The sequence below is a fragment of the Streptomyces sp. FXJ1.172 genome (genome assembly GCF_001636945.3).
GTDB lineage: Bacteria > Actinomycetota > Actinomycetes > Streptomycetales > Streptomycetaceae > Streptomyces.
This window is the reverse complement of the sequence record NZ_CP119133.2, coordinates 1,341,120-1,364,720: the sequence shown is the minus strand read 5'-3', so window position 1 is coordinate 1,364,720 and position 23,601 is coordinate 1,341,120. Positions and strand designations below refer to the sequence as shown.

The window sequence follows — 23,601 nt, the reverse complement described above, 5'->3', positions numbered from 1 at the left end:
CCGTCGGCTTTCGCTGAATTCCGTGCCCTTCCGCTGCATCTCATTTCTTCCGAGAGGAATCTGATGAGTGACGACAAGTTGCGAAACGTTCTGAAGCAGGTCGTTGCTGAACTGTACGAGACGCGAAGCCGACTGCAGAAGTTCGAGTCCGGTGTGGATGAGCCGGTGGCGATTGTCGGGATGAGCTGCCGGTTCCCGGGTGGGGTTGAGGATCCGGAGGGCTTCTGGCGGTTGGTGGCAGGCGAGACGGATGCGATTTCTCGGTTCCCTGCCGACCGGGGCTGGGACGACGAAGGGTCCGGTGACCCGGAGTCTTCGTATGCCCATGAGGGTGGGTTCCTTCACGGTGCTGGTGATTTTGATGCGGAATTCTTCGGGATCAGTCCGCGTGAGGCTTTGGCGATGGATCCGCAGCAGCGGTTGCTGCTGGAGACGTCCTGGGAGGCGTTGGAGGACGCGGGAATCGACCCTGCTTCACTGCGCGGCTCTGATGTCGGGGTTTATGCGGGAGTGATGTATCACGATTACGGGACCATTCTTGGCGATGAGGTTGAGGGTGCCGGAGGCACTGGCAGCGCCGGGAGTGTGGTCTCGGGTCGGGTTGCGTATTGCTTGGGTTTGCAGGGGCCTGCGGTGTCGTTGGACACCGCGTGTTCGTCGTCGTTGACGGCGATGCATTTGGCGGCGCAGGCGTTGCGGTCGGGTGAGTGTGGGATGGCGTTGGCGGGTGGTGTGACGGTGATGGCGACGCCGGGCACGTTCACCGAGTTTGCGCGGCAGCGGGGGTTGGCTGGGGACGGCCGGTGCAAGCCTTTCGCGGATGCCGCGGATGGTACGGGGTGGGGTGAGGGTGTGGGGATGGTGGTGTTGGAGCGGTTGTCTGATGCGCGTGCGCGTGGGCATCGGGTGTTGGCGGTGGTGCGGGGTAGTGCGGTGAATCAGGATGGTGCGTCGAATGGTTTGACGGCGCCGAATGGTCCGTCGCAGCAGCGGGTGATCCGGCAGGCTTTGGCGAGTGCGGGGTTGTCGGCGCGGGATGTGGATGTGGTCGAGGCGCATGGTACGGGGACGGCGCTGGGTGACCCGATCGAAGCCCAGGCGCTGATCGCGACGTATGGGCAGGATCGGCCGGAGGGCCGGCCGTTGTGGCTGGGTTCGGTGAAGTCGAACATCGGTCATACCCAGGCTGCGGCGGGTGTGGCTGGTGTGATCAAGATGGTGTTGGCGATGCAGCATGGTGTGCTGCCCAGGACGTTGCATGTGGATGCGCCGTCTTCGCATGTGGATTGGTCGGCGGGGTCGGTGGAGCTGCTGACGGAGGCGCGGGAGTGGCCTGCGGGCGCCGGGCCGCGACGGGCGGGTGTGTCCGGGTTCGGGATCAGTGGCACCAACGTCCACCTGATCCTGGAAGAAGACTGGCAGGACCAGGCCCTTGAACAGGGCCCGCAGGACGACGAGGCGGACGCGGGCCAGCGCGACAGCCAGCAGGATAGTCAGCAGGACAAGACCGATGAGGTGGATGAAGATCCGGAGGGATCGTCCGGACCGGTGGCGTGGGTGGTTTCTGCGCGGTCGGAGGCGGCGTTGGTGGAGCAGGCGGGTCGGTTGCGGGAGTTTGTGGTGGCGCGGCCGGAGGTGTCGGCGGCCGATGTGGCGTTTTCGTTGGCTTCGACGCGGTCGGTTGGGTTTCCGCATCGGTTGGTGGTGGTGGGTGGGGAGCGTGGTGAGTTGGTGGATGGTCTGGGGGCCGTGTCTGGGGGTGGTGAGGCGTCTGGGGTGGTGTCTGGTGTGGTGGGTTCGGTGGTGCGGCCGGTGTTTGTGTTTGCGGGGCAGGGGGCGCAGTGGGTGGGGATGGGTTTGGAGTTGTGGGAGCAGGAGCCGGTGTTTGGTGCGTGGATGGAGCGGTGTGGGGAGGCGTTGGCGCCGTTTGTGGAGTGGGGGTTGCGTGATGCTTTGGGGGATGGGGAGTTGTTGGGGCGGGTGGATGTGGTGCAGCCTGTGTCGTGGGCGGTGATGGTGAGTTTGGCGGGGTTGTGGCGGGCTCATGGTGTGGAGCCGTCGGGGGTGGTGGGGCATAGTCAGGGTGAGATTGCGGCGGCGTGTGTGGTGGGTGGGTTGAGTCTGGGGGATGGTGCGCGGGTGGTGGCGTTGCGGAGTCGGGCGTTGGCGGAGTTGGCGGGTTTGGGTGGGATGGTGTCGGTGCCGGCTGGGTTGGATGAGGTGCGGGAGTGGGTTTCTGGGTGGGGTGGGGGGTTGTCGGTGGCTGCGGTGAATGGTCCGCGGCAGGTGGTGGTGGCTGGTGAGGCTGCGGCGTGTGAGGGGTTCGCGGCTGCGTTTGCGGGGCGGGGTGCGCGGCGGATCGCGGTGGATTATGCCTCGCACACGGGGCAGGTGGAGGCGGTCGAGGAGCGGGTGGTGGAGGATCTGGCGGGGTTGGAGCCGGTGAGCAGTGCCGTTCCGTTCTATTCGACGGTTGAGGCCGGGGTGGTGGATACGGCGTCCCTGGATGGGGGGTACTGGTTCCGGAATCTGCGTGAGACGGTGCGTTTCGGTGAGGTGATTGCCGGGCTGGTGGAGGAGGGACACCGCACCTTCGTCGAGATCAGTGCGCATCCGGTGTTGGGGATGGCGGTTGCGCAGGCGGGTGAGGATTTGGTGGTGACTGCCAGCCTGCAACGGGGGCAGGGTGGCCGGGAGCGGTGGTTGCGGGCGTTGGCCTCGGCGTATGTCGCCGGCGCGGCGGTGAATTGGGCATTGGTGACTGGTGAGGGTGGCCCGGCTCGCAGGGTGAGCCTGAGCCTGCCGACGTATCCGTTCCAGCGGCGGCGGTTCTGGCCGCGCGCGGTGGCCCGTAGCGGAGATGCCTCTTCGGCCGGACAGCAGGCATCGGGCCATCCGTTGCTGGCGGCGGTGGTGTGGTTGTCCGAGGGTGACGGGTTGGCCCTCACGGGACGCCTGTCGCTGTCGGCGGCACCGTGGCTGGCTGACCATGCCGTGCACGGGACCGTGCTGCTGGCAGGGACCGCGTTCGTTGATCTCGCCATCCACGCCGGCGACTTGGTGGGCTGCGGGGTACTTGAGGAACTTGCGCTGCAGGAGCCGCTGGTGCTGCCCGGCCGGGGCGCCGGCGTGCAGATCCAGGTACACGTCAGCAGCAGTGGTGAGGCTGGTGAAGAAGGTCGTCGGTCGGTGACGGTTTCCTCGCGGGACGCGGACGGCCAATGGATCCGGCACGCGGTCGGAGTCTTGTCGACCGGCAGTGTGTCGGCGCCCGCGCCCCTGATGCAGTGGCCACCGGCCGGTGCTGAGCCCATTCCGCTCGACGACGTCTACGGCCAGTTGGCCGAGCGTGGATACGGGTACGGGCCTGCGTTCCAGGGACTTCAGAAGGCATGGCGCGTCGGGCAAACGATCTACACCGAAGCGGAGCTTCCCGAAGCAGCCGCAGTCGGAACCGGGGCCGGCGTTGGCGGCTTCGGTTTGCACCCGGCGCTTCTGGACGGGGCCCTGCAGGGTCTCCTGGCGGGCAACCCCGGTGGCCCTGGCGGGTCTCGCGGTGGGGTGGGTCTACCGTTTGCGTGGTCGGGTGTTCGGCTACTGGCTGGCGGCGCCCGTCATCTCCGCACTGTTCTCACTCCGGGGCCGGACGGCTCGATCGCGGTGAGCGCGTTCGACAGTGCGGGGCAGCCGGTGTTGGAGGCCCGTTCGCTGGCGTTGCGGGACATCCCGGCGGACCACTTCACGCGACCCGGCGAGCGGGAGTTGCGCTCCTCGCTGTTCACAGTGGAATGGGCGCCGCTCCCGATCACGGAGAGTTCGGCCGTGCCGCAGTGGGCGAGGCATGGGCAAGCGGCCGGGTCGGAATACCCACCGATCGTTGTGGCGGCAGTGCCCTCTGCCGCGGACGGGCAGGAGGCACCGGCCGCGGCACGGGCGGCGAGCGCGCTGGTGCTCGGCTGGCTGCAGGAGTGGCTGGCCGATCCTGCTGCTGCCGGTGCGCAGTTGGTGATGTGGACTCGAGGTGGGGCCAGCGGGCAGGACCTGTCTGCTTCCGCGGTCTGCGGGCTGGTTCGCTCCGCGCAGTCTGAACACCCCGGTCGCCTGCTGCTGGTTGATGTCGACCCCACCACCGGTCTGGATGCCGATCGGGACGCCGATGTGGAGACCGTGCTGGCTGCCGTGACGGGCGCCGGGGAACCGGAGACCTGGATCCGTCCGGGCACGGACACCGGGGCCCCGGAGGCGTTCGGGCGGCGGCTGGTGCGGGCGGGCGAGCGAGAGGTGCTGCTGCCTGCCGGGCCAGGGTGGCGTCTGGAGGTGGGTGAGTCGGGCGATCTCGACAGTGTGGGTGTTGTTGATGCCCCGGAGTCCGGTGCGGGATTGCTTGCGGGGCAGGTGCGGGTTGGCCTGCGTGCCTCCGGGGTTAACTTCCGTGACGTGCTGGTCGGTTTGGGGATGGTGGCCGATGGGAGAGTGTTGGGTGGTGAGGGTGCCGGGGTCGTGCTGGAAGTGGGCCCGGGGGTAGAGGGCCTTGCGGTGGGGCAGGCGGTGATGGGGCTGGTGCCCGGGTGGGGGCCGGTTTCGGTTGTCGATCAACGGTTGGTGACAGCGGTCCCGCGGGGGTGGTCGTTCGAGGAGGCCGCGGCGATCCCGGTGGTGTTTCTCACGGCCCTTTACGGGTTGCGGGATTTGGCGGGGGTGCGTGCGGGTCAGCGGGTGTTGATTCATGCGGGTACTGGTGGTGTGGGGATGGCTGCGGTGCAGTTGGCCCGGGCGTGGGGGCTGGAAGTGTTTGCCACGGCGAGTCCGGTCAAGCAGGACACGCTGCGGGCTATGGGTATTGACGACGACCACATTGCTTCGTCGCGTGATCTGGAGTTCGGCGAGCGGTTCCTTGCTGCCACGGGGGGTGAGGGCGTGGACGTGGTCCTCAACTCATTGGCCGGGGAGTTCAACGACGTCTCGCTGTCCCTGCTGCCTCGGGGTGGGCGGTTCGTGGAGATGGGCAAGACGGACATCCGTCAGGCCGATGAAGTGGCCCGCTCCTGGCCTGGGGTGGTGTATCAGGCATTTGACGTGATGGACGCGGGGATGCCGCGGATCGCGGAGATGCTCGCAGAGATCAAGGGGATGTTTGAGGCAGGCACGTTGAAGTTGCTGCCGGTCACGGGGTTCGGATTGTCGCAGACGGTGTCGGCGCTGCGCTACCTGCAAGCGGCCCGTCATGTGGGCAAAGTGGTACTGCGTATGCCCGCCGAGTGGGACCCGCAGGGGACAGTGCTGATCACCGGCGGTACCGGGACGTTGGGGCGGGAGTTGGCCCGGCATCTGGTGACGAGCCGGGGTATGCGGCATCTGCTGCTGGTCTCGCGGCAGGGACCGGGGGTGCCGGGTGCGGCCGAGTTGGTTGCGGAGCTGGCCGAACTGGGTGCCGTGGTGGATGTCGTGGCCGGGGATGCAGCCGATCGTGCCTCGCTGGCCGGGGTGTTGGGGGGAATTGAGGCCGAGCATCCGCTGACTGCGGTGGTGCACGCTGCCGGGGTGCTTGACGACGCCACGGTCGAGTCGCTTACTCCGCAGCGTATTGGGCGGGTGCTGGCGGCGAAGGCGGACGCGGCCTGGAATCTGCACGAGTTGACCGAGGGGATGGACCTGGCCGGGTTCGTTCTCTATTCCTCGGCCGCGGCCGTGCTGGGCAGCCCTGGGCAGAGCGGCTATTCCGCGGCTAATGCCTTCTTGGATGCGTTGGCGGCATATCGTCGCGACCGTGGGTTGGTGGCGCAGTCGCTCGCGTGGGGGCTGTGGGCCGAACGCTCGACCATGACCGCACACATTGACGATGCCGGCCTGTCGCGGCTGACCCGCGGCGGCATTCGGCCGATGACCACCGGGCAGGGGTTGGCTCTGTTCGACGCGGCCGCTCGGCTGTCTGCGCCGCTGGTGGTTCCGGCGCGTCTTGAGTTGGCCGGGCTGTCGCGTACCGGTCCGATGCCTGCGCTGTTGCGGGGGTTGGCTACGGGGACCGGAATGCGGCCGACTGCTACCGCCGCAGCGGCTGCCGACGGGCTGGGCGCCCAGTTGGCCGTGCTGGGTCCGGCCGAGCGGGAGCAGGCTGTTCTGCAGATCGTGCGGACCCATGCCGCGGCCGTACTTGGTCATGCCCGGCCAGAGCATGTCGAGCCGCAGCAGGCGTTCCGTGACATGGGCTTCGATTCCCTGACCGCGCTCGAACTGCGCAACCGACTCGCCAGCGTAACAGGACTCCGACTGCCGGCCACCTTGGTCTTCGACTATCCGACACTGGCAGCGCTTTCGGGATACCTGCACGATCAGTTGGTGCCTCAGCTGGCCGATGCCGACGTCCAGGCCGCGGCGCCGGTGATTCGCCCTGGTGCGGATGAGCCGGTGGCGATTGTGGGCATGGGGTGCCGGTTCCCGGGCGGGGTCGAGAACCCGGAGGGCTTCTGGCGGTTGGTTGCGGGTGAGACGGACGCGATCTCAGGGTTCCCCGTCGACCGGGGCTGGGACAGGGACGTGTTCGGTGGTGAGGACGCTTCGTTCGCCCAGGTGGGTGGGTTCGTGTACGGGGCTGGTGATTTTGATGCGGAGTTCTTCGGGATCAGTCCGCGTGAGGCTGTGGCGATGGATCCGCAGCAGCGGTTGCTGCTGGAGACGTGCTGGGAGGCGTTGGAGGACGCGGGAATCGACCCGGCGTCGTTGCGGGGTTCTGACGCGGGGGTTTATGCGGGGATCATCACCTCTGGCTATCAAGCCGGTGAGAGGGATGGTGCCGGTGGCTATGGGATGACCGGGACGACGGTGAGTGTGGCGTCGGGTCGGGTTGCGTATTGCTTGGGGTTGCAGGGTCCTGCGGTGTCGGTGGATACGGCGTGTTCGTCGTCGTTGACGGCGATGCATTTGGCGGCGCAGGCGTTGCGGTCGGGTGAGTGTGGGATGGCGTTGGCGGGTGGTGTGACGGTGATGGCGACGCCGGGCACGTTCACCGAGTTTGCGCGGCAGCGGGGGTTGGCTGGGGACGGCCGGTGCAAGCCGTTTGCGGATGCCGCGGATGGTACGGGGTGGGGTGAGGGTGTGGGGGTGCTGGTGTTGGAGCGGTTGTCTGATGCGCGTGCGCGTGGGCATCGGGTGTTGGCGGTGATACGTGGTAGCGCGGTGAACCAGGACGGTGCGTCGAACGGGCTCACGGCGCCGAACGGTCCGTCGCAGCAGCGGGTGATCCGGCAGGCACTGGCCAGCGCGGGGTTGTCGGCGCGGGATGTGGATGTGGTCGAGGCGCATGGTACGGGTACGGCGCTGGGCGACCCGATCGAAGCCCAGGCGCTGATCGCGACGTACGGGCAGGATCGGCCGGAGGGCCGGCCGTTGTGGCTGGGCTCGGTGAAGTCGAACATCGGTCACACCCAGGCTGCGGCGGGTGTGGCCGGGGTGATCAAGATGGTGCTGGCGATGCAGCACGGTGTGCTGCCCAGGACGTTGCATGTGGATGCGCCGTCTTCGCATGTGGATTGGTCGGCGGGGTCGGTCCAACTGCTCAGTGAGGCAATGGAGTGGCCTGCAGGTCCGGGGCCGCGGCGGGCGGGTGTGTCGGGGTTCGGGATCAGTGGGACGAATGTGCATCTGATTCTGGAGCAGGACGAACTGCCTGAGGACCACCAAGTCCCCGAACCGGACGAGATTCGAGATTCGGGTGCGGTGGCGTGGGTGTTGTCGGCGCGGTCGTCGGGTGCGTTGGTGGAGCAGGCGGGGCGGTTGCGGGAGTTTGTGGTGGCGCGGCCGGAGTTGGCTGTGGGGGATGTGGCGTTTTCGTTGGCTTCGTCGCGGTCGGTTGGGTTTCCGTATCGGTTGGTGGTGGTGGGTGGGGAGCGTGGTGAGTTGTTGGATGGGTTGGGGGTTGGTGTGTCGGGTGGTGGTGGGTCGGGTGTGGTGGTGGGGCGTGCGGGTGAGGGCCGGGTGGGTCTGGTGTTTTCGGGTCAGGGGAGTCAGCGGGTGGGGATGGGTGGGGGTTTGTATGCGGCGTTTCCGGTGTTTGCTGAGGCGTTTGATGAGGTGTGTGATGCGTTTGAGGGGTTGTTGCCTGGTTCGTTGCGGGAGGTGATCGGGCGGGGTGGGCCGGAGTTGGATGAGACGGTGTTTGCGCAGGCGGGGTTGTTTGCGGTGCAGGTGGGGTTGTTCCGGTTGGTGTCGTCGTGGGGTGTGGAGCCGGTGTGTGTGGCGGGGCATTCGGTTGGTGAGGTGTCGGCGGCGTTTGTGGCGGGGGTGTGGGATCTGCGGGGTGCGTGTGCGGTGGTGGCTGCGCGTGGCCGGTTGATGCAGGAGTTGCCTGTGGGTGGGGCGATGGTGGCGTTGGATGCGTCGCCGGAGCAGGCGGGGGAGTTGGTTGCCGGGCAGGAGGGGGTGGGGGTCGCTGCGGTGAATGGGCCTGGGCAGACGGTGGTGTCGGGGGTGGAGTCGGTGGTGGAGCGGTTGGCTGGGGTGTGGCGGGAGCGGGGTGGGCGTGCGCGTCGGTTGCGGGTGAGTCATGCGTTTCATTCGCCGTTGATGGATCCGATGTTGGAGGAGTTCGGGCGGGTTTTGGCGGGGGTGGAGTTTCACGAGCCGCGGATTGCTCTGGTGACGGGCAAGCCGGGGGCGCAGGTGACGGATCCGGGGTATTGGGTGGCGCATGTGCGGGAGACGGTGCGGTATCACGACACGGTCGTGGCGATGCGTGATGCGGGTGTGAACATTTTTGCGGAGCTGGGTCCGGACGGGGCGTTGTCGGCGATGGCGGATCCGGACTCTGGGGTGTGGGTGCCGGTGCTGCGGGCCGGGCAGGACGAGCCCGCGAGTGCGTTGAAGGCTCTTGCGGGTGTGTATGTGGCAGGGGGTGAAGTGGACTGGGCGCAGGTCACTGGTCCGGATGGCCGGGCGGGTGGTCGGGCTCGCAGGGTGGGTCTGCCGACGTATGCGTTCCAGCGGCGGCGGTACTGGCCGCGTGCGCTGGGCCAGCGGGGCGATGTGTCTTCGGTGGGTCTGCAGTCGTCGGGGCATCCGTTGCTGGCGGCGGCGGTGTGGCTGTCGGAGGGTGACGGGCTGGTGCTGACCGGCCGCCTGTCGGTGGCGGCGGCGCCGTGGCTGGCCGATCACGCCGTGCGCGGGACGGTGTTGCTGGCCGGTACCGCGTTTGTGGACCTGGCCGTCCATGCCGGCGACCTGGTCGGCTGCGGGGTGCTCGAGGAACTCGCCTTGCAGGAGCCGTTGCTGCTGCCCGGCCAGGGTGGCGTGCAGATACAGGTGCACGTGGGCGACAGCGAGGGCGGTGCCGATGGTGATGGCGTTGGCGGGGGCCGTCGGTCGGTGACGGTTTCTTCGCGGGACGCGGAAGGCGCCTGGGTCCGGCACGCGGTCGGGATCCTCTCGGCGACCAGCGGGCCGGCTCCGGCGCCGTTGCTGCAGTGGCCGCCCTCGGGAGCCGAACCGGTTCCACTCGACGACGTCTACGAGCAACTGGCGGAGCGTGGTTACGGGTACGGCCCGGCGTTCCAGGGACTCCACCGTGCCTGGCGCATCGAGGACAGGATCTACGTCGAGGCCGAACTCCCCGAAACAGCAGTGACCGAAGCCGCAGCTGAGTTCACCGAGGACGGAATCGAAAGCGGAGTTGGCACCGACGGATTCGGATTGCACCCGGCTCTGCTTGACGCCGTCTTGCACGGCCTCATGGCAGGCGGTCTCGGCAGGGCTGGGGGTGATGGGGTCGGACTGCCGTTTGCGTGGTCGGGGGTTCGGCTGCTCGCCGGCGGTGCCCGTCATCTCCGGGCCGTTCTGGCTCCGGGGGCGGACGGCTCGATCGCGGTGAGTGCCTTCGACGGTGCCGGGCAGCCGGTATTGGACGTCCGTTCGCTGATGCTGAGGGAGATCTCGGCGGACAACATTGCGGGTTCCGGCGAGCGTGAAGCGCGTCGCTCGTTGTTCACCGTGGACTGGGTGCCCCTGTCGGCTCCGGAAAGTCCGGATCTGCCACGGTGGGCCAGGCATGGGCAGGTAGCCGGGTCGGACTACCCGCCGGTGGTTGTGGCGTTCGTACCGTCTGCTCCGCCTGGGCAGGAGGCGCCGGCCGCCGCCGCGCAGGCTACGGGGCTGGTGCTCGGGTGGGTGCAGGAGTGGCTGGCTGATCCCGCCGCGGACGACGCACAGTTGGTGATATGCACTCAGGGTGCGGTCGGGGGGCGAGATCTGTCGGCCGCGGCGGTCTGCGGTCTGTTGCGCTCCGCGCAGTCCGAACACCCTGGCCGGCTTCTGCTGGTCGACATCGACCCCGCTTCTGGCGTGGATGTCGGCAGCGATGACGACGTGGAAGGTGTGCTGGCCGCGGCGTTGAGCGGTGGCGAGGCCGAGACCTGGATCCGTCCGGCAGCCGATACTGGGGTCCCGGTGCCGTTCGGACGGCGGCTGGCTCGCGTTGAGGCGGGTGACCCGCAGCAGGTGCCTGCCGAGTGGGATCCCCAGGGGACGGTGCTGATCACCGGAGGTACCGGAACTCTGGGGCGGCAGTTGGCCCGCCATCTGGTCGTAAACCGCGGAATGGGCCATCTGTTGCTGGTCTCGCGGCAGGGAGCGAGTGCTCCGGGCACGGCCGAGTTGGTCGCGGAGTTGACCGAACTGGGCGCAGTGGTCCAGACAGCGGCTGCGGATGCCGCGAACCGTGATGCGCTGACCGCGGTGTTGGAGGCCGTGCCCGGCGAACATCCGTTGACGGCGGTGGTGCACGCCGCCGGGGTGCTGGACGACGCCACGGTCGAGTCGCTCAACCCGCAGCGGATCGCGACCGTGCTTGCGGCGAAGGCGGACGCGGCCTGGAACCTGCATGAGCTGACCGACGGGATGAACCTGGCCGGGTTCGTTCTCTATTCGTCGGCCGCCGCAGTGCTCGGCAGCCCCGGGCAGGGGAGTTACTCGGCGGCAAATGCGTTCCTCGACGCGCTGGCGGCCTATCGCCGTGAACGCGGGTTGGTGGGGCAGTCGCTGGCATGGGGCGTGTGGGCTGAACGCTCGGCCATGACCGCACGCCTCGACGATGCCGGTATGTCACGGCTGACCCGCGGAGGGATCCAGCCGATGTCCACCGCACAAGGTCTGGCGCTGCTGGACGTCGCGGTCCGACTGACCACGCCCCTACTCGTCCCGGCCCGCCTGGAGTTGGCAGGGTTCTCCCGCAGCGGCCCACTGCCCGCACTGCTGAGCGGGTTGGCCGTGGACACCGGAACACGACCGGCTGCCGCCGCAACGGTCGAGGACCTGGCCGCCCGCCTGGCAGCGATGAGTGCTGCCGACGGAGAGCAGGCCGTCCTGCAGATCGTGCGAACCCACGCGGCGGCAGCGCTCGGTCATGCCAGGCCGGCAAACATTCAGCCCGAACAGGCATTCCGTGACATGGGTTTCGACTCCCTGACCGCACTCGAATTGCGCAACCGGCTCGCCACCGCAACCGGACTCCGACTGCCCGCCACACTCATCTTCGACCATCCGGTACCCCTCGACCTCACCCGTTTTCTGCACGACCAGCTGGTGCCGCAGCAAGCCGGGGCCCTTGAGATCGCCCTGGCAGATCTCGACGGTCTGCGCGCTGTGCTGTCAGCCGTGCCCATCGACGATGCCGGTCGTGGCCGAATCACAGAACAGTTGAACGCGCTGATGGCGGACTGGCGGTCACAGGGCGCAGAAACAGAAGAAGAGAGTGACGCGGACGACCTCGATGCGGCAAGCAATGAAGATCTGTTCAATCTCGTCGAACAGGGATTTGAAACGCGCCTGATTGACCTGCCGAAGAGCAAGGAGTAGCTGACACATGTCTGAGGAAGAAAAGCTTCGCGACCATCTGAAGCGGGCCATCAACGAGGGTCAGCGACTCCAGAGCCGACTGCGCAGGATCGAGGCGAGCAGTCGCGAACCAATTGCCATCGTGGGAATGGGGTGCCGGTTCCCGGGCGGGGTCGAGGACCCGGAAGGCTTCTGGCAGCTGGTGGCGGGCGGAACGGATGCGATCTCGCGGTTCCCCGCCGACCGGGGATGGGATCTGGAAAGTCTTGACGACTTCGATCACGGCGGCGGTCGTGAAGGTGTGGCGTACCAGCCCATGGGCGGGTTCCTGTACGGGGCTGGGGAATTCGACGCGGAGTTCTTTGGCATCAGTCCGCGTGAGGCTTTGGCGATGGATCCGCAGCAGCGACTGCTGTTGGAGACGTCCTGGGAGGCGTTGGAGGACGCGGGAATCGACCCGCTCTCGCTGCGGGGAAGCAACACCGGGGTTTATGCCGGGGTGATGTACCACGATTACGGCACCCTTCTGGGTGGGGAGGGCGAAGGATCCCGGGGGACCGGCAGCACCGGGAGTGTGGTTTCGGGTCGGGTTGCGTATTGCTTGGGTTTGCAGGGGCCTGCGGTGTCGGTGGATACGGCGTGTTCGTCGTCGTTGACGGCGATGCATTTGGCGGCGCAGGCGTTGCGGTCGGGTGAGTGTGGGATGGCGTTGGCGGGTGGTGTGACGGTGATGGCGACGCCGGGCACGTTCACCGAGTTTGCGCGGCAGCGGGGGTTGGCTGGGGATGGCCGGTGCAAGCCGTTTGCGGATGCTGCGGATGGTACGGGGTGGGGTGAGGGTGTGGGGGTGCTGGTGTTGGAGCGGTTGTCTGATGCGCGTGCGCGTGGGCATCGGGTGTTGGCGGTGATACGTGGTAGTGCGGTGAATCAGGACGGTGCGTCGAATGGTTTGACGGCGCCGAATGGTCCGTCGCAGCAGCGGGTGATCCGGCAGGCGCTGGCGAGTGCGGGGTTGTCGGCGCGGGATGTGGATGTGGTCGAGGCGCATGGTACGGGGACGGCGCTGGGCGACCCGATCGAGGCTCAGGCGCTGATCGCGACGTATGGGCAGGATCGGCCGGAGGGCCGGCCGTTGTGGCTGGGTTCGGTGAAGTCGAACATCGGTCACACCCAGGCTGCGGCGGGTGTGGCCGGGGTGATCAAGATGGTGCTGGCGATGCAGCACGGTGTGCTGCCCAGGACGTTGCATGTGGATGCGCCGTCTTCGCATGTGGATTGGTCGGCGGGGTCGGTCCAACTGCTCAGTGAGGCAATGGAGTGGCCTGCAGGTCCGGGGCCGCGGCGGGCGGGTGTGTCGGGGTTCGGGATCAGTGGTACGAACGTGCATCTGATTCTGGAGCAGGACGAACTGCCTGAGGACCACCAAGTCCCCGAACCGGACGAGATTCGAGATTCGGGTGCGGTGGCGTGGGTGTTGTCGGCGCGGTCGTCGGGTGCGTTGGTGGAGCAGGCGGGGCGGTTGCGGGAGTTTGTTGTGGCGCGGCCGGAGTTGGCTGTGGGGGATGTGGCGTTTTCGTTGGCTTCGACGCGGTCGGTTGGGTTTCCGCATCGGTTGGTGGTGGTGGGTGGGGAGCGTGGTGAGTTGTTGGATGGTCTGGCGGTTGTGTCTGGGGGTGGTGAGGCGTCTGGGGTGGTGTCTGGTGTGGTGGGTTCGGTGGTGCGTCCGGTGTTTGTGTTTGCGGGGCAGGGGGCGCAGTGGGTGGGGATGGGTTTGGAGTTGTGGGAGCAGGAGCCGGTGTTTGGTGCGTGGATGGAGCGGTGTGGGGAGGCGTTGGCGCCGTTTGTGGAGTGGGGGTTGCGTGATGCTTTGGGGGATGGGGAGTTGTTGGGGCGGGTGGATGTGGTGCAGCCTGTGTCGTGGGCGGTGATGGTGAGTTTGGCGGGGTTGTGGCGGGCTCATGGTGTGGAGCCGTCGGGGGTGGTGGGGCATAGTCAGGGTGAGATTGCGGCGGCGTGTGTGGTGGGTGGGTTGAGTCTGGGGGATGGTGCGCGGGTGGTGGCGTTGCGGAGTCGGGCGTTGGCGGAGTTGGCGGGTTTGGGTGGGATGGTGTCGGTGCCGGCTGGGTTGGATGAGGTGCGGGAGTGGGTTTCTGGGTGGGGTGGGGGGTTGTCGGTGGCTGCGGTGAATGGTCCGCGGCAGGTGGTGGTGGCTGGTGAGGCTGCGGCGTGTGAGGGGTTCGCGGCTGCGTTTGCGGGGCGGGGTGCGCGGCGGATCGCGGTGGATTATGCCTCGCACACGGGGCAGGTGGAGGCGGTCGAGGAGCGGGTGGTGGAGGATCTGGCGGGGTTGGAGCCGGTGAGCAGTGCCGTTCCGTTCTATTCGACGGTTGAGGCCGGGGTGGTGGATACGGCTTGCCTGGATGGGGGGTACTGGTTCCGGAATCTGCGTGAGACGGTGCGTTTCGGTGAGGTGATTGCCGGGCTGGTGGAGGAGGGACACCGTACTTTTGTGGAGATCAGTGCGCATCCGGTGTTGGGGATGGCGGTTGCGCAGGCGGGTGAGGATTTGGTGGTGACTGCCAGCCTGCAACGGGGGCAGGGTGGCCGGGAGCGGTGGTTGCGGGCGTTGGCCTCGGCGTATGTCGCCGGCGCGGCGGTGAATTGGGCATTGGTGACTGGTGAGGGTGGCCCGGCTCGCAGGGTGAGCCTGAGCCTGCCGACGTATCCGTTCCAGCGGCGGCGGTTCTGGCCGCGCGCGGTGGCCCGTAGCGGAGATGCCTCTTCGGCCGGTCAGCAGGCATCGGGCCATCCGTTGCTGGCGGCGGTGGTGTGGTTGTCCGAGGGTGACGGGTTGGCCCTCACGGGACGCCTGTCGCTGTCGGCGGCACCGTGGCTGGCTGACCATGCCGTGCACGGGACGGTGCTGCTGGCTGGTACCGCGTTCGTGGATCTGGCCATCCACGCCGGCGACCTGGTGGGCTGCGGGGTGCTGGAGGAGCTTGCCCTGCAGGAACCCTTGGTGCTGCCCGGCGAGGGCAGCGGCGTTCAGATCCAGGTGCACGTCGGTGACAGCGACGGCGGTGACAGGGGCGACGGACGTCGGTCCGTAACTGTTTCTTCGCGAGACGCGGAGGGGCAGTGGATCCGGCACGCGGTCGGAGTGCTGTCGGCCACCAGTGCGCCTGCACCGGCTCCCTTGCTGCAGTGGCCTCCGGCTGGCGCTGAGCCGATCCCGCTGGATGACGTCTACGGTCAGTTGGCCGAGCGTGGGTACGGCTACGGACCCGCGTTCCAGGGGCTTCACCGCGCATGGCGCGTCGGAGACACGGTCTACACCGAGGCCGAACTCCCCGAAACCGCTGGAACTGAAGCTGGCGCCGGGGCGGGGCTCGGTGGATTCGGGTTGCACCCGGCGCTGCTGGATGCTGCCCTGCACGGCCTCCTAGCCGGCAGGCTCGGTGGCTCCGGTGGTCGGTCCGGCAGGCCCGGCGGTTTGCCGTTTGCGTGGTCGGGTGTTCGGTTGCTGGCTGGTGGCGCCCGTCATTTGCGGGCTGTTCTCGTGCCGGGGGCGGACGGGTCGGTTGCGGTGAGTGCGTATGACGGTGCGGGGCAGCCGGTGTTCCAGGCCCAGTCTCTAGCGTTGCGGGAGATGCCGGCGGAGCACTTCACGCGTCCGGGTGAGCGTGAGGTGCGTCGTTCGTTGTTCACGGTGGACTGGGCTCCGCTTCCGGTCTCGGACGGGCTGGTGGTTCCGCGGTGGGGGAGGTATGGGCAGGTAGGTGGGTCGGGGTACCCGCAGGTGGTTGTGGCCGTGGTGCCTTGTGCTGCGGGTGGGCAGGAGGTGTCGGCGGTTGCTGGGCAGGTTACGGGGTTGGTGCTGGGGTGGGTGCAGGAGTGGTTGGCTGATCCCGGGACAGCTGACGCGCAACTGGTGATTTGGACCCAGGGCGCGGCCGGTGCGCGGGACTTGTCTGCCGCGACGGTCTGCGGGCTGGTGCGTTCTGCGCAGTCTGAGCATCCGGGGCGGTTTGTGTTGGTGGATGTCGACCCCGCCACCGGTCTGGATGCCGATCGGGACGCCGACGTGGAGACAGTGCTGGCTGCGGTGTCGAGTGCCGGCGAGCCGGAGACCTGGATCCGTCCGGGCGCGGACGCCGGGGCGCCGGAGGTGTTCGGGCGGCGGTTGGTGCGGGTGGGGGAGCGGGAGGTGTTGCTGCCTGCCGGGGCGGGGTGGCGTCTGGAGGTGGGTGAGCCGGGTGATCTGGGCAGTGTCGGTGTTGTTGATGCTCCTGAGTCGGGTGCGGGGTTGTTGCCTGGGCAGGTGCGGGTGGGGGTGCGTGCTGCCGGGTTGAACTTTCATGATGTGGTGTCGGGGTTGGGGTTGGTGGCTGATGGGAGGGTTCTGGGTGGTGAGGGGGCCGGGGTTGTGCTGGAGGTGGGCCCGGGGGTTGAGGGTCTTGTTGTGGGGCAGGCGGTGATGGGTCTGGTGCCTGGGTGGGGGCCGGTTTCGGTTGTTGATCACCGGTTGGTGACGGGTGTGCCGCGGGGGTGGTCGTTCGAGGAGGCTGCGGCGGTGCCGGTGGTGTTCCTGACGGCGTTTTATGGTTTGCGGGATTTGGCGGGGGTGCGTGCGGGTCAGCGGGTGTTGATTCATGCGGGTACTGGTGGTGTGGGGATGGCTGCGGTGCAGTTGGCCCGGGCGTGGGGGTTGGAGGTGTTTGCGACGGCGAGTGCGGCCAAGCAGGACACGCTGCGGGCTATGGGCATCGCGGACGACCACATTGCTTCGTCGCGTGATCTGGAGTTCGGTGAGCGGTTCCTCGCGGTCACGGGCGGTGAGGGTGTGGATGTCGTTCTGAACTCGTTGACGGGGGAGTTCGTCGAGGCGTCGCTGTCCCTGCTGCCTCGGGGTGGGCGGTTCGTGGAGATGGGTAAGACGGACGTCCGTCGGGCCGATGAGGTGGCCCGGTCGTATCCCGGGGTGGTGTATCAGGCGTTTGATCTGATGGATGCGGGTGTGCCGCGTATCGCGGTGATGCTTGCGGAGATTATGGGGATGTTCGAGGCGGGGTCGTTGCGGTTGCTGCCGGTGACCGGGTTCGGTCTGTCGCAGGCGGTCTCGGCGTTGCGTTACCTGCAGGCGGCCCGGCATGTGGGCAAGGTGGTCCTGCGTGTGCCGGCTGAATGGGACCCGGATGGCACGGTGCTGATCACGGGCGGTACTGGGACGTTGGGGCGGGAGTTGGCCCGGCATCTGGTGACGGCCCGGGGTATGCGGCATCTGCTGCTGGTCTCGCGGCAGGGGCCGGAGGCGCCGGGGGCGGCGGAGTTGGTTGCGGAGTTGACCGGACTCGGTGCTGCGGTAGAGGTAGTGGCCGCTGATACCTCGGATCGTGACGCTCTGGCCGGGGTGTTGCATGAGGTAGCGGCTGAGCATCCGCTGACTGCGGTGGTGCATGCTGCCGGGGTGCTCGATGACGCCACGGTCGAGTCGCTTACTCCGCAGCGTATTGGGCGGGTGTTGGCGGCGAAGGCGGACGCGGCCTGGAATCTGCACGAGTTGACCGAGGGGATGGACCTGGCCGGGTTCGTCCTGTACTCCTCGGCTGCTGCGGTGCTGGGCAGTCCTGGGCAGAGCGGGTATGCCGCCGCCAACGCCTTCCTTGACGCTCTTGCTGCCTACCGTCGTGAGCGTGGGTTGGTTGGGCAGTCGCTGGCGTGGGGGCTGTGGGCCGAACGCTCCGCGATGACGTCTCACTTGAGTGATGCCGGCGTGTCCCGGCTGGCTCGGAGCGGCATCCGGCCGATGACCACGGAACAGGGGCTGGCGCTGTTCGATGCCGTCGGCCGGCTGACCGCACCGCTGTTGGTTCCGGCTCGACTGGAGTTGGCCGGACTCTCTCGTGGTGATGGCCCGCTGCCCGCACTTCTGGGAGAATTGGATGCAAGCGGCAGCGGAGCACGACGGTCCGCTGCGACGGCGAAGGAGGCAGGGCAAGAGCAAGGTTTGGCCGCCCAGTTGGCCGCTCTGAGTGCGGCTGACCGGAAGCAGGCCGTCCTGCAGATCGTACGAACCCATGCGGCAGCCGTACTTGGACATGCTCGGCCAGAGAACATTGAGCCGCAACAGGCGTTCCGTGACATGGGCTTCGACTCCCTGACGGCGCTCGAACTGCGCAACCGACTCGCCACCGCCACCGGACTGCGGCTGCCCGCGACCCTGGTCTTCGACCACCCGGCGCCGCTCGAACTGACCCGATTCCTGCTCGACGAGCTGCTGCCCCAGCTGGCCGATGCCGTCGCCGAGACCCCGGCGACTGTGGTCCCTGTCGGTGCGGACGAGCCGATCGCGATCGTGGGCATGGGGTGCCGGTTCCCGGGCGGCGTCGAGGACCCGGAGGGCTTCTGGCGCCTGCTGGTGGACGGCACGGACGCGATGTCGCCCTTCCCCGTCGACCGGGGTTGGGACATGGAGGGAGCGGGCGGCCCTGATCGTGAATCCGGCCGAGAGGGTGCGGGCTATGCGGCTCTCGGCGGATTCGTGTACGGGGCCGGGGACTTCGACGCGGAGTTTTTCGGGATCAGTCCGCGTGAGGCACTGTCGATGGATCCGCAGCAGCGGCTGCTGTTGGAAACCTGCTGGGAGGCCCTTGAAGGCGCAGGAATCGACCCGGCTTCCCTGCGCGGTTCCGACGCGGGGGTGTACGCAGGGGTCATCACGTCGAGTTACCGGGCCGGGGAACGCGACGGTGCGGGCGGCTACGGGATGACCGGGACCACGGCGAGCGTGGCATCCGGCCGGGTGGCCTATTGCCTCGGGTTGCAGGGGCCAGCCGTGTCGGTGGATACGGCGTGCTCTTCGTCGCTGACCGCGATGCATCTGGCGGCCCAGGCCCTGCGCTCCGGTGAGTGCGGAATGGCGCTGGCTGGTGGCGTCACGGTGATGGCGACATCGGGCACGTTCACCGAGTTCTCCCGCCAACGGGGCCTGGCCGCGGATGGTCGATGCAAACCCTTCGCCGAGGCCGCGGACGGCACCGGATTTGGCGAAGGCGTCGGGATGCTGGTCCTGGAGCGGTTGTCTGATGCGCGTGCGCGTGGGCACCGGGTGCTGGCGGTGATACGTGGCAGCGCGGTGAACCAGGACGGTGCGTCGAACGGGCTCACGGCGCCGAATGGTCCGTCGCAGCAGCGGGTGATCCGGCAGGCACTGGCCAGCGCGGGGCTGTCCGCGCGGGATGTGGACGTGGTGGAGGCGCATGGCACGGGTACGGAGTTGGGTGATCCGATCGAGGCGCAGGCACTGATAGCGACCTACGGGCAGGATCGGCCGGAGGGCCGGCCGTTGTGGCTGGGCTCGGTGAAGTCCAATATCGGTCACACCCAGGCCGCGGCGGGTGTCGCCGGGGTGATGAAGATGGTGCTGGGGATGCAGCACGGAGTGCTGCCGAGGACCCTGCACGTGGATGCGCCGTCGACACATGTGGACTGGTCCTCGGGGTCGGTGGAACTGCTGACGGAGGCGCGGGAGTGGCCTGCAGGCCCCGGGCCGCGACGCGCCGGGGTGTCCGGGTTCGGGATCAGCGGCACCAACGTCCACGTCATTCTCGAACAGCCCGTGCAGGACCAGATTCCCGAACAGGGGCGGCGGGACGAGTTCCCCCATGAGAGTTCGGACGGTTTGTCCGGCTCGGTGGCGTGGGTGGTCTCGGCGCGGTCGAAGGCCGCGCTGGCGGAACAGGCCGGGCGGTTGCGGGAGTTTGCCGTGGCCCGGCCTGAGCTGTCCGCGGATGATGTGGCCTTCTCTTTGGCCACCACCCGGTCGGTGGACTTCCCGCACCGGCTGGTGGTTGTGGGCGAGGAACGCAAGCAGTTGCTCGATGGCCTGGCAGCCGCGGCCACGGACATCGGTGGTCGGGTGCCCGGGCTTGTCACCGGGGTGGCCGGGGCAGTGGTGCGGCCGGTGTTCGCTTTTGCGGGTCAGGGTGCGCAGTGGGCCGGGATGGGCCTGGAGTTGTGGGAAGAGGAGCCCGCTTTCGCCGCGTCGATGGAGCGTTGCGCGCAGGCGTTGGCGCCGTTCGTGGACTGGCAGTTGCGCGATGCGCTGAGCGACACGGAAATGATGCTGCGGATAGAGGTCGTGCAGCCCGTGTCGTGGGCGGTGATGGTGAGCCTGGCCGAGTTGTGGCGGGCTTACGGTGTGGAGCCTGCGGCGGTGGTGGGGCACAGCCAGGGCGAGATCGCCGCGGCCTGTGCGGTGGGCGGCTTGAGTCTGCTCGATGGCGCGCGGGTTGTGGCGTTGCGCAGCCAGGCGCTGGCGCAGTTGGCGGGCACGGGCGGGATGGTGTCTGTACCGGCCGGGCTCGACGAGGCGCAGCAGTGGATTGCGGGTTGGGGACCGGCGTTGTCGATCGCTGCCGTCAACGGTCCGCGGCAGGTGGTGGTGGCCGGACAGGCCGCGGCGTGCGCCGAGTTCGCGGCTGCCTATGCCGGGCAGGGCGCTCGGCAGATCGCGGCAGACGTCGCGGGCCACACCGCGCAGGTCGAGGTCGTGAAGGACCTTATGGCCGAAGACCTGGCAGGGATGGCGCCCGTCAGCAGCATGGTGCCGTTCTACTCGACGGTCGAGGGCAGGGTGGTGGACACGGCCGAGCTGGACGGCGGCTACTGGTACCGCAACCTGCGTGAGACCGTGAGGTTCGGCGACGTGATCGCGGGACTGGCAGCGGAGGGGCATCGCAATTTCGTCGAGATCAGCGCGCATCCGCTGCTGGGAATGGCGATCGCGCAGGCGGGCGAGGACTTGGTGGTCGCGCCGAGCCTGCGGCGTGGCGAGGGCGGCCGGGAACGGTGGTTGCGGGCCCTGGCCGCAGCATACGTCGCCGGCGGGGCAGTGGACTGGGCTGCGGTGACTGGTCGGGGTGGCACGGCACGCAGGGTGAGCCTGCCGACGTATCCGTTCCAGCGGCAGCGGTTCTGGCCGCGGACTGTGGGCAGGCGTGGTGATGCGACTTCGGCGGGCCAGCAGCCGGCCGGGCATCCGTTGCTCGCGGCGGCTGTGTGGCTGTCCGAGGGCGACGGCCTGGTGCTGACCGGGCGGTTGTCGGTGGCGGCGGCGCCGTGGCTGGCGGACCATGCCGTGCACGGGACGGTGCTGCTGGCCGGTACCGCCTTCGTGGACCTGGCGATCCATGCCGGTGACCTGGTGGGCTGCGGGACGCTTGAGGAACTCGCCCTGCAGGAGCCGCTGGTGCTGCCCGCCCAGGGCGGTGGCGTGCAGATACAGGTACAGGTCAGCGGCAGTGACGAGGACGGCGAGGGCCGCCGATCGGTGACGGTGTCCTCGCGGGACGCGGAAGGCGGCTGGGTGCGGCACGCGGTCGGGGAGCTGTCGACCGGGAGTGAGCCGGCTCCTGCACCGTTGATGCAGTGGCCGCCTGCCGGGGCGGAGCCGGTGCCGCTCGATGACGTTTACGGCCAACTGGCTGAGCGGGGCTACGAGTACGGGCCTGCGTTCCAGGGACTCCACCGGGCATGGCGCGTCGGACAGACGATCTACGCAGAGACGGAACTCCCCGAATCGGCCGAAGTCGGAACTGGAGCTGGGGTCGGGGCCGACGGGTTCGGGCTGCACCCGGCGCTTCTGGACGCTTCGTTGCACGGCCTGCTGGCCGGCAGGCTCAGCTCTGGAGGTGGATCCGGCAGGTCCGGTGGCGGCGTCGGGCTCCCGTTTGCGTGGTCCGGGGTTCGGTTGCTCGCCGGAGGTGCCCGTCATCTGCGGACCGTTCTGGTTCCCGGGCCGGACGGGTCGATCGCGGTGAGCGCGTTCGACGGGGCCGGGCAGCCCGTACTGGAGGCCAAGTCCCTGGTGCTGCGGGCGATTCCGGCAGGGCACATCGCGGGTGCCGGCGATCGCGAGGCACGCCGCTCGCTGTTCACCGTGGACTGGGTGCCGCTGGCTGCACCGGAGAGCCGGACCGTGCCGCAATGGGCGAGGCATGAGGAGATCGCCGGTTCGGAATACCCATCCGTGGTTGTCGCGGCGGTGCCTGCCGCTGCGGCGGGGCAGGAGGCGCCGGCTGCGGCCAAGCAGGCGGCGGCCCTGGTGCTGGGGTGGGTGCAGGAGTGGTTGGCCGATCCCGCCGCGGATGACGCCCAGTTGGTGATATGTACCCGGGGTGCGGCCGACGGGCAGGACCTCTCGGCAGCGGCAGTGTGCGGCCTGATGCGCTCTGCGCAGTCCGAACACCCCGGCCGGTTCCTGCTGGTCGACGTCGATCCGGCGACGGGGTTGGACACCGGCCGGGATGAAGACATGGAGGCCGTGCTGGGTTCCGTGTTGAGCGCCGGTGAGCCAGAGACCTGGATCCGCGCTGCAGCCGACGGCGGGGTTCCGGTGGCATTCGGACGTCGGTTGGTGCGAGCCACGGCGGGCGACGCGAAGCCTGGGCCTGCCGAGTGGGATCCGCGGGGGACGGTCTTGATAACCGGTGGCACCGGCGCGCTGGGGCGGCAGTTGGCCCGGCATCTGGTGGCGAGCCGCGGGATGCGGCATCTGCTGCTGATCTCGCGGCAGGGGCCGGGGGCGCCAGGGGCCGCCGAGTTGGTCGCGGAACTGGCCGAACTGGGCGCTGCGGCACGGATCGTAGCCGGGGACGCGGCAGACCACGGGGTGCTGGCCCGGGCGTTGGAGGGGGTGGCGGTCGAGCATCCTCTGACTGCGGTGGTGCATGCCGCCGGGGTGCTCGACGATGCCACGGTCGAGTCGCTCACCGCGCAGCGGATTGCGACGGTGCTTGCGGCGAAGGCGGACGCGGCGTGGAACCTCCACGAGCTGACCGTCGGAATGAACCTGGCGGGGTTCGTGGTCTACTCATCGGCCGCTGCCATTCTCGGCAGCCCGGGGCAGGGCAACTATGCGGCGGCCAACGCGTTCCTGGATGCGCTGGCGGCTCACCGTCGTGAATGCGGTTTGGTGGCGCAGTCGCTGGCGTGGGGGCTGTGGGCCGAACGCTCGGCCATGACCGCGCATCTCGACGACGCCGGCATGTCCCGGCTGACCCGCGGCGGGATTCGGGCGATGACGACAGAACAGGGCTTGGCCCTGTTCGACGCGGCTGCCCGGCTGACCGCACCGTTGGTGGTTCCGGCGCGGCTGGAGGTGGCCGGCTTCTCCCGCAGTGGCGGTCCGCTGCCCGCACTGCTGCAGGACCTGGCGACAAGCTCCGGAACGCGGCCGACGGCCGCGACGGACGCCGGGGGCCTGGCCGCCCAACTGGGCGCGCTCAGCGCGGTCGAACGGGAGCAGGCCGTCCTGCAGATCGTACGAACTCATGCCGCAGCGGTACTCGGGCATGCCAGGCCCGAAAGCGTCGAGCCGCAGCAGGCGTTCCGCGAGATGGGCTTCGACTCCCTGACCGCGCTGGAGCTGCGCAACCGGCTCGGCGCCGCGACCGGGCTACGACTGCCTGCCACGTTGGTCTTCGACCAGCCCAGCGCCGCCAAGCTTGCCGCATACCTGCGGGAACAGATTTGCCCCGACACCGAGGGGCAGACGGAGCCGGCCGAGGCCATGCTCAGGAAAATCCTGGCGTCGGTTCCGCTGTCCAGGTTCCGCGAGGCGGGCCTCATGGAAGGGCTGCTTCAGCTCGCTGACTTCCGCGATGACGCACTTGCGTCGCAGCAGAGCACTCAGGCCGAACAGATCGATGCGATGGACGCCGAAAGTCTTGTCCGCCTGGCCTTGGGCGACGGAAGCGCTGACTTGTGACCATACTCAAT

At 68.5% G+C, this 23,601-nt stretch carries 2 protein-coding genes; both read left to right on the top strand.

Features of this window, described 5'->3' with window-relative positions; translation table 11 throughout:
- Positions 1 to 63: 63 nt before the first annotated feature.
- On the top strand, positions 64 to 11,841 hold the full coding sequence (locus tag A6P39_RS06320; protein WP_331454100.1) for an SDR family NAD(P)-dependent oxidoreductase: 11,778 nt from the start codon (positions 64 to 66) through the stop codon (positions 11,839 to 11,841).
- Positions 11,842 to 11,848: 7 nt separating this feature from the next.
- Positions 11,849 to 23,590, top strand: a complete 11,742-nt coding sequence (locus tag A6P39_RS06315; protein WP_275883817.1) for a type I polyketide synthase — start codon at positions 11,849 to 11,851, stop codon at positions 23,588 to 23,590.
- Positions 23,591 to 23,601 lie beyond the last annotated feature (11 nt).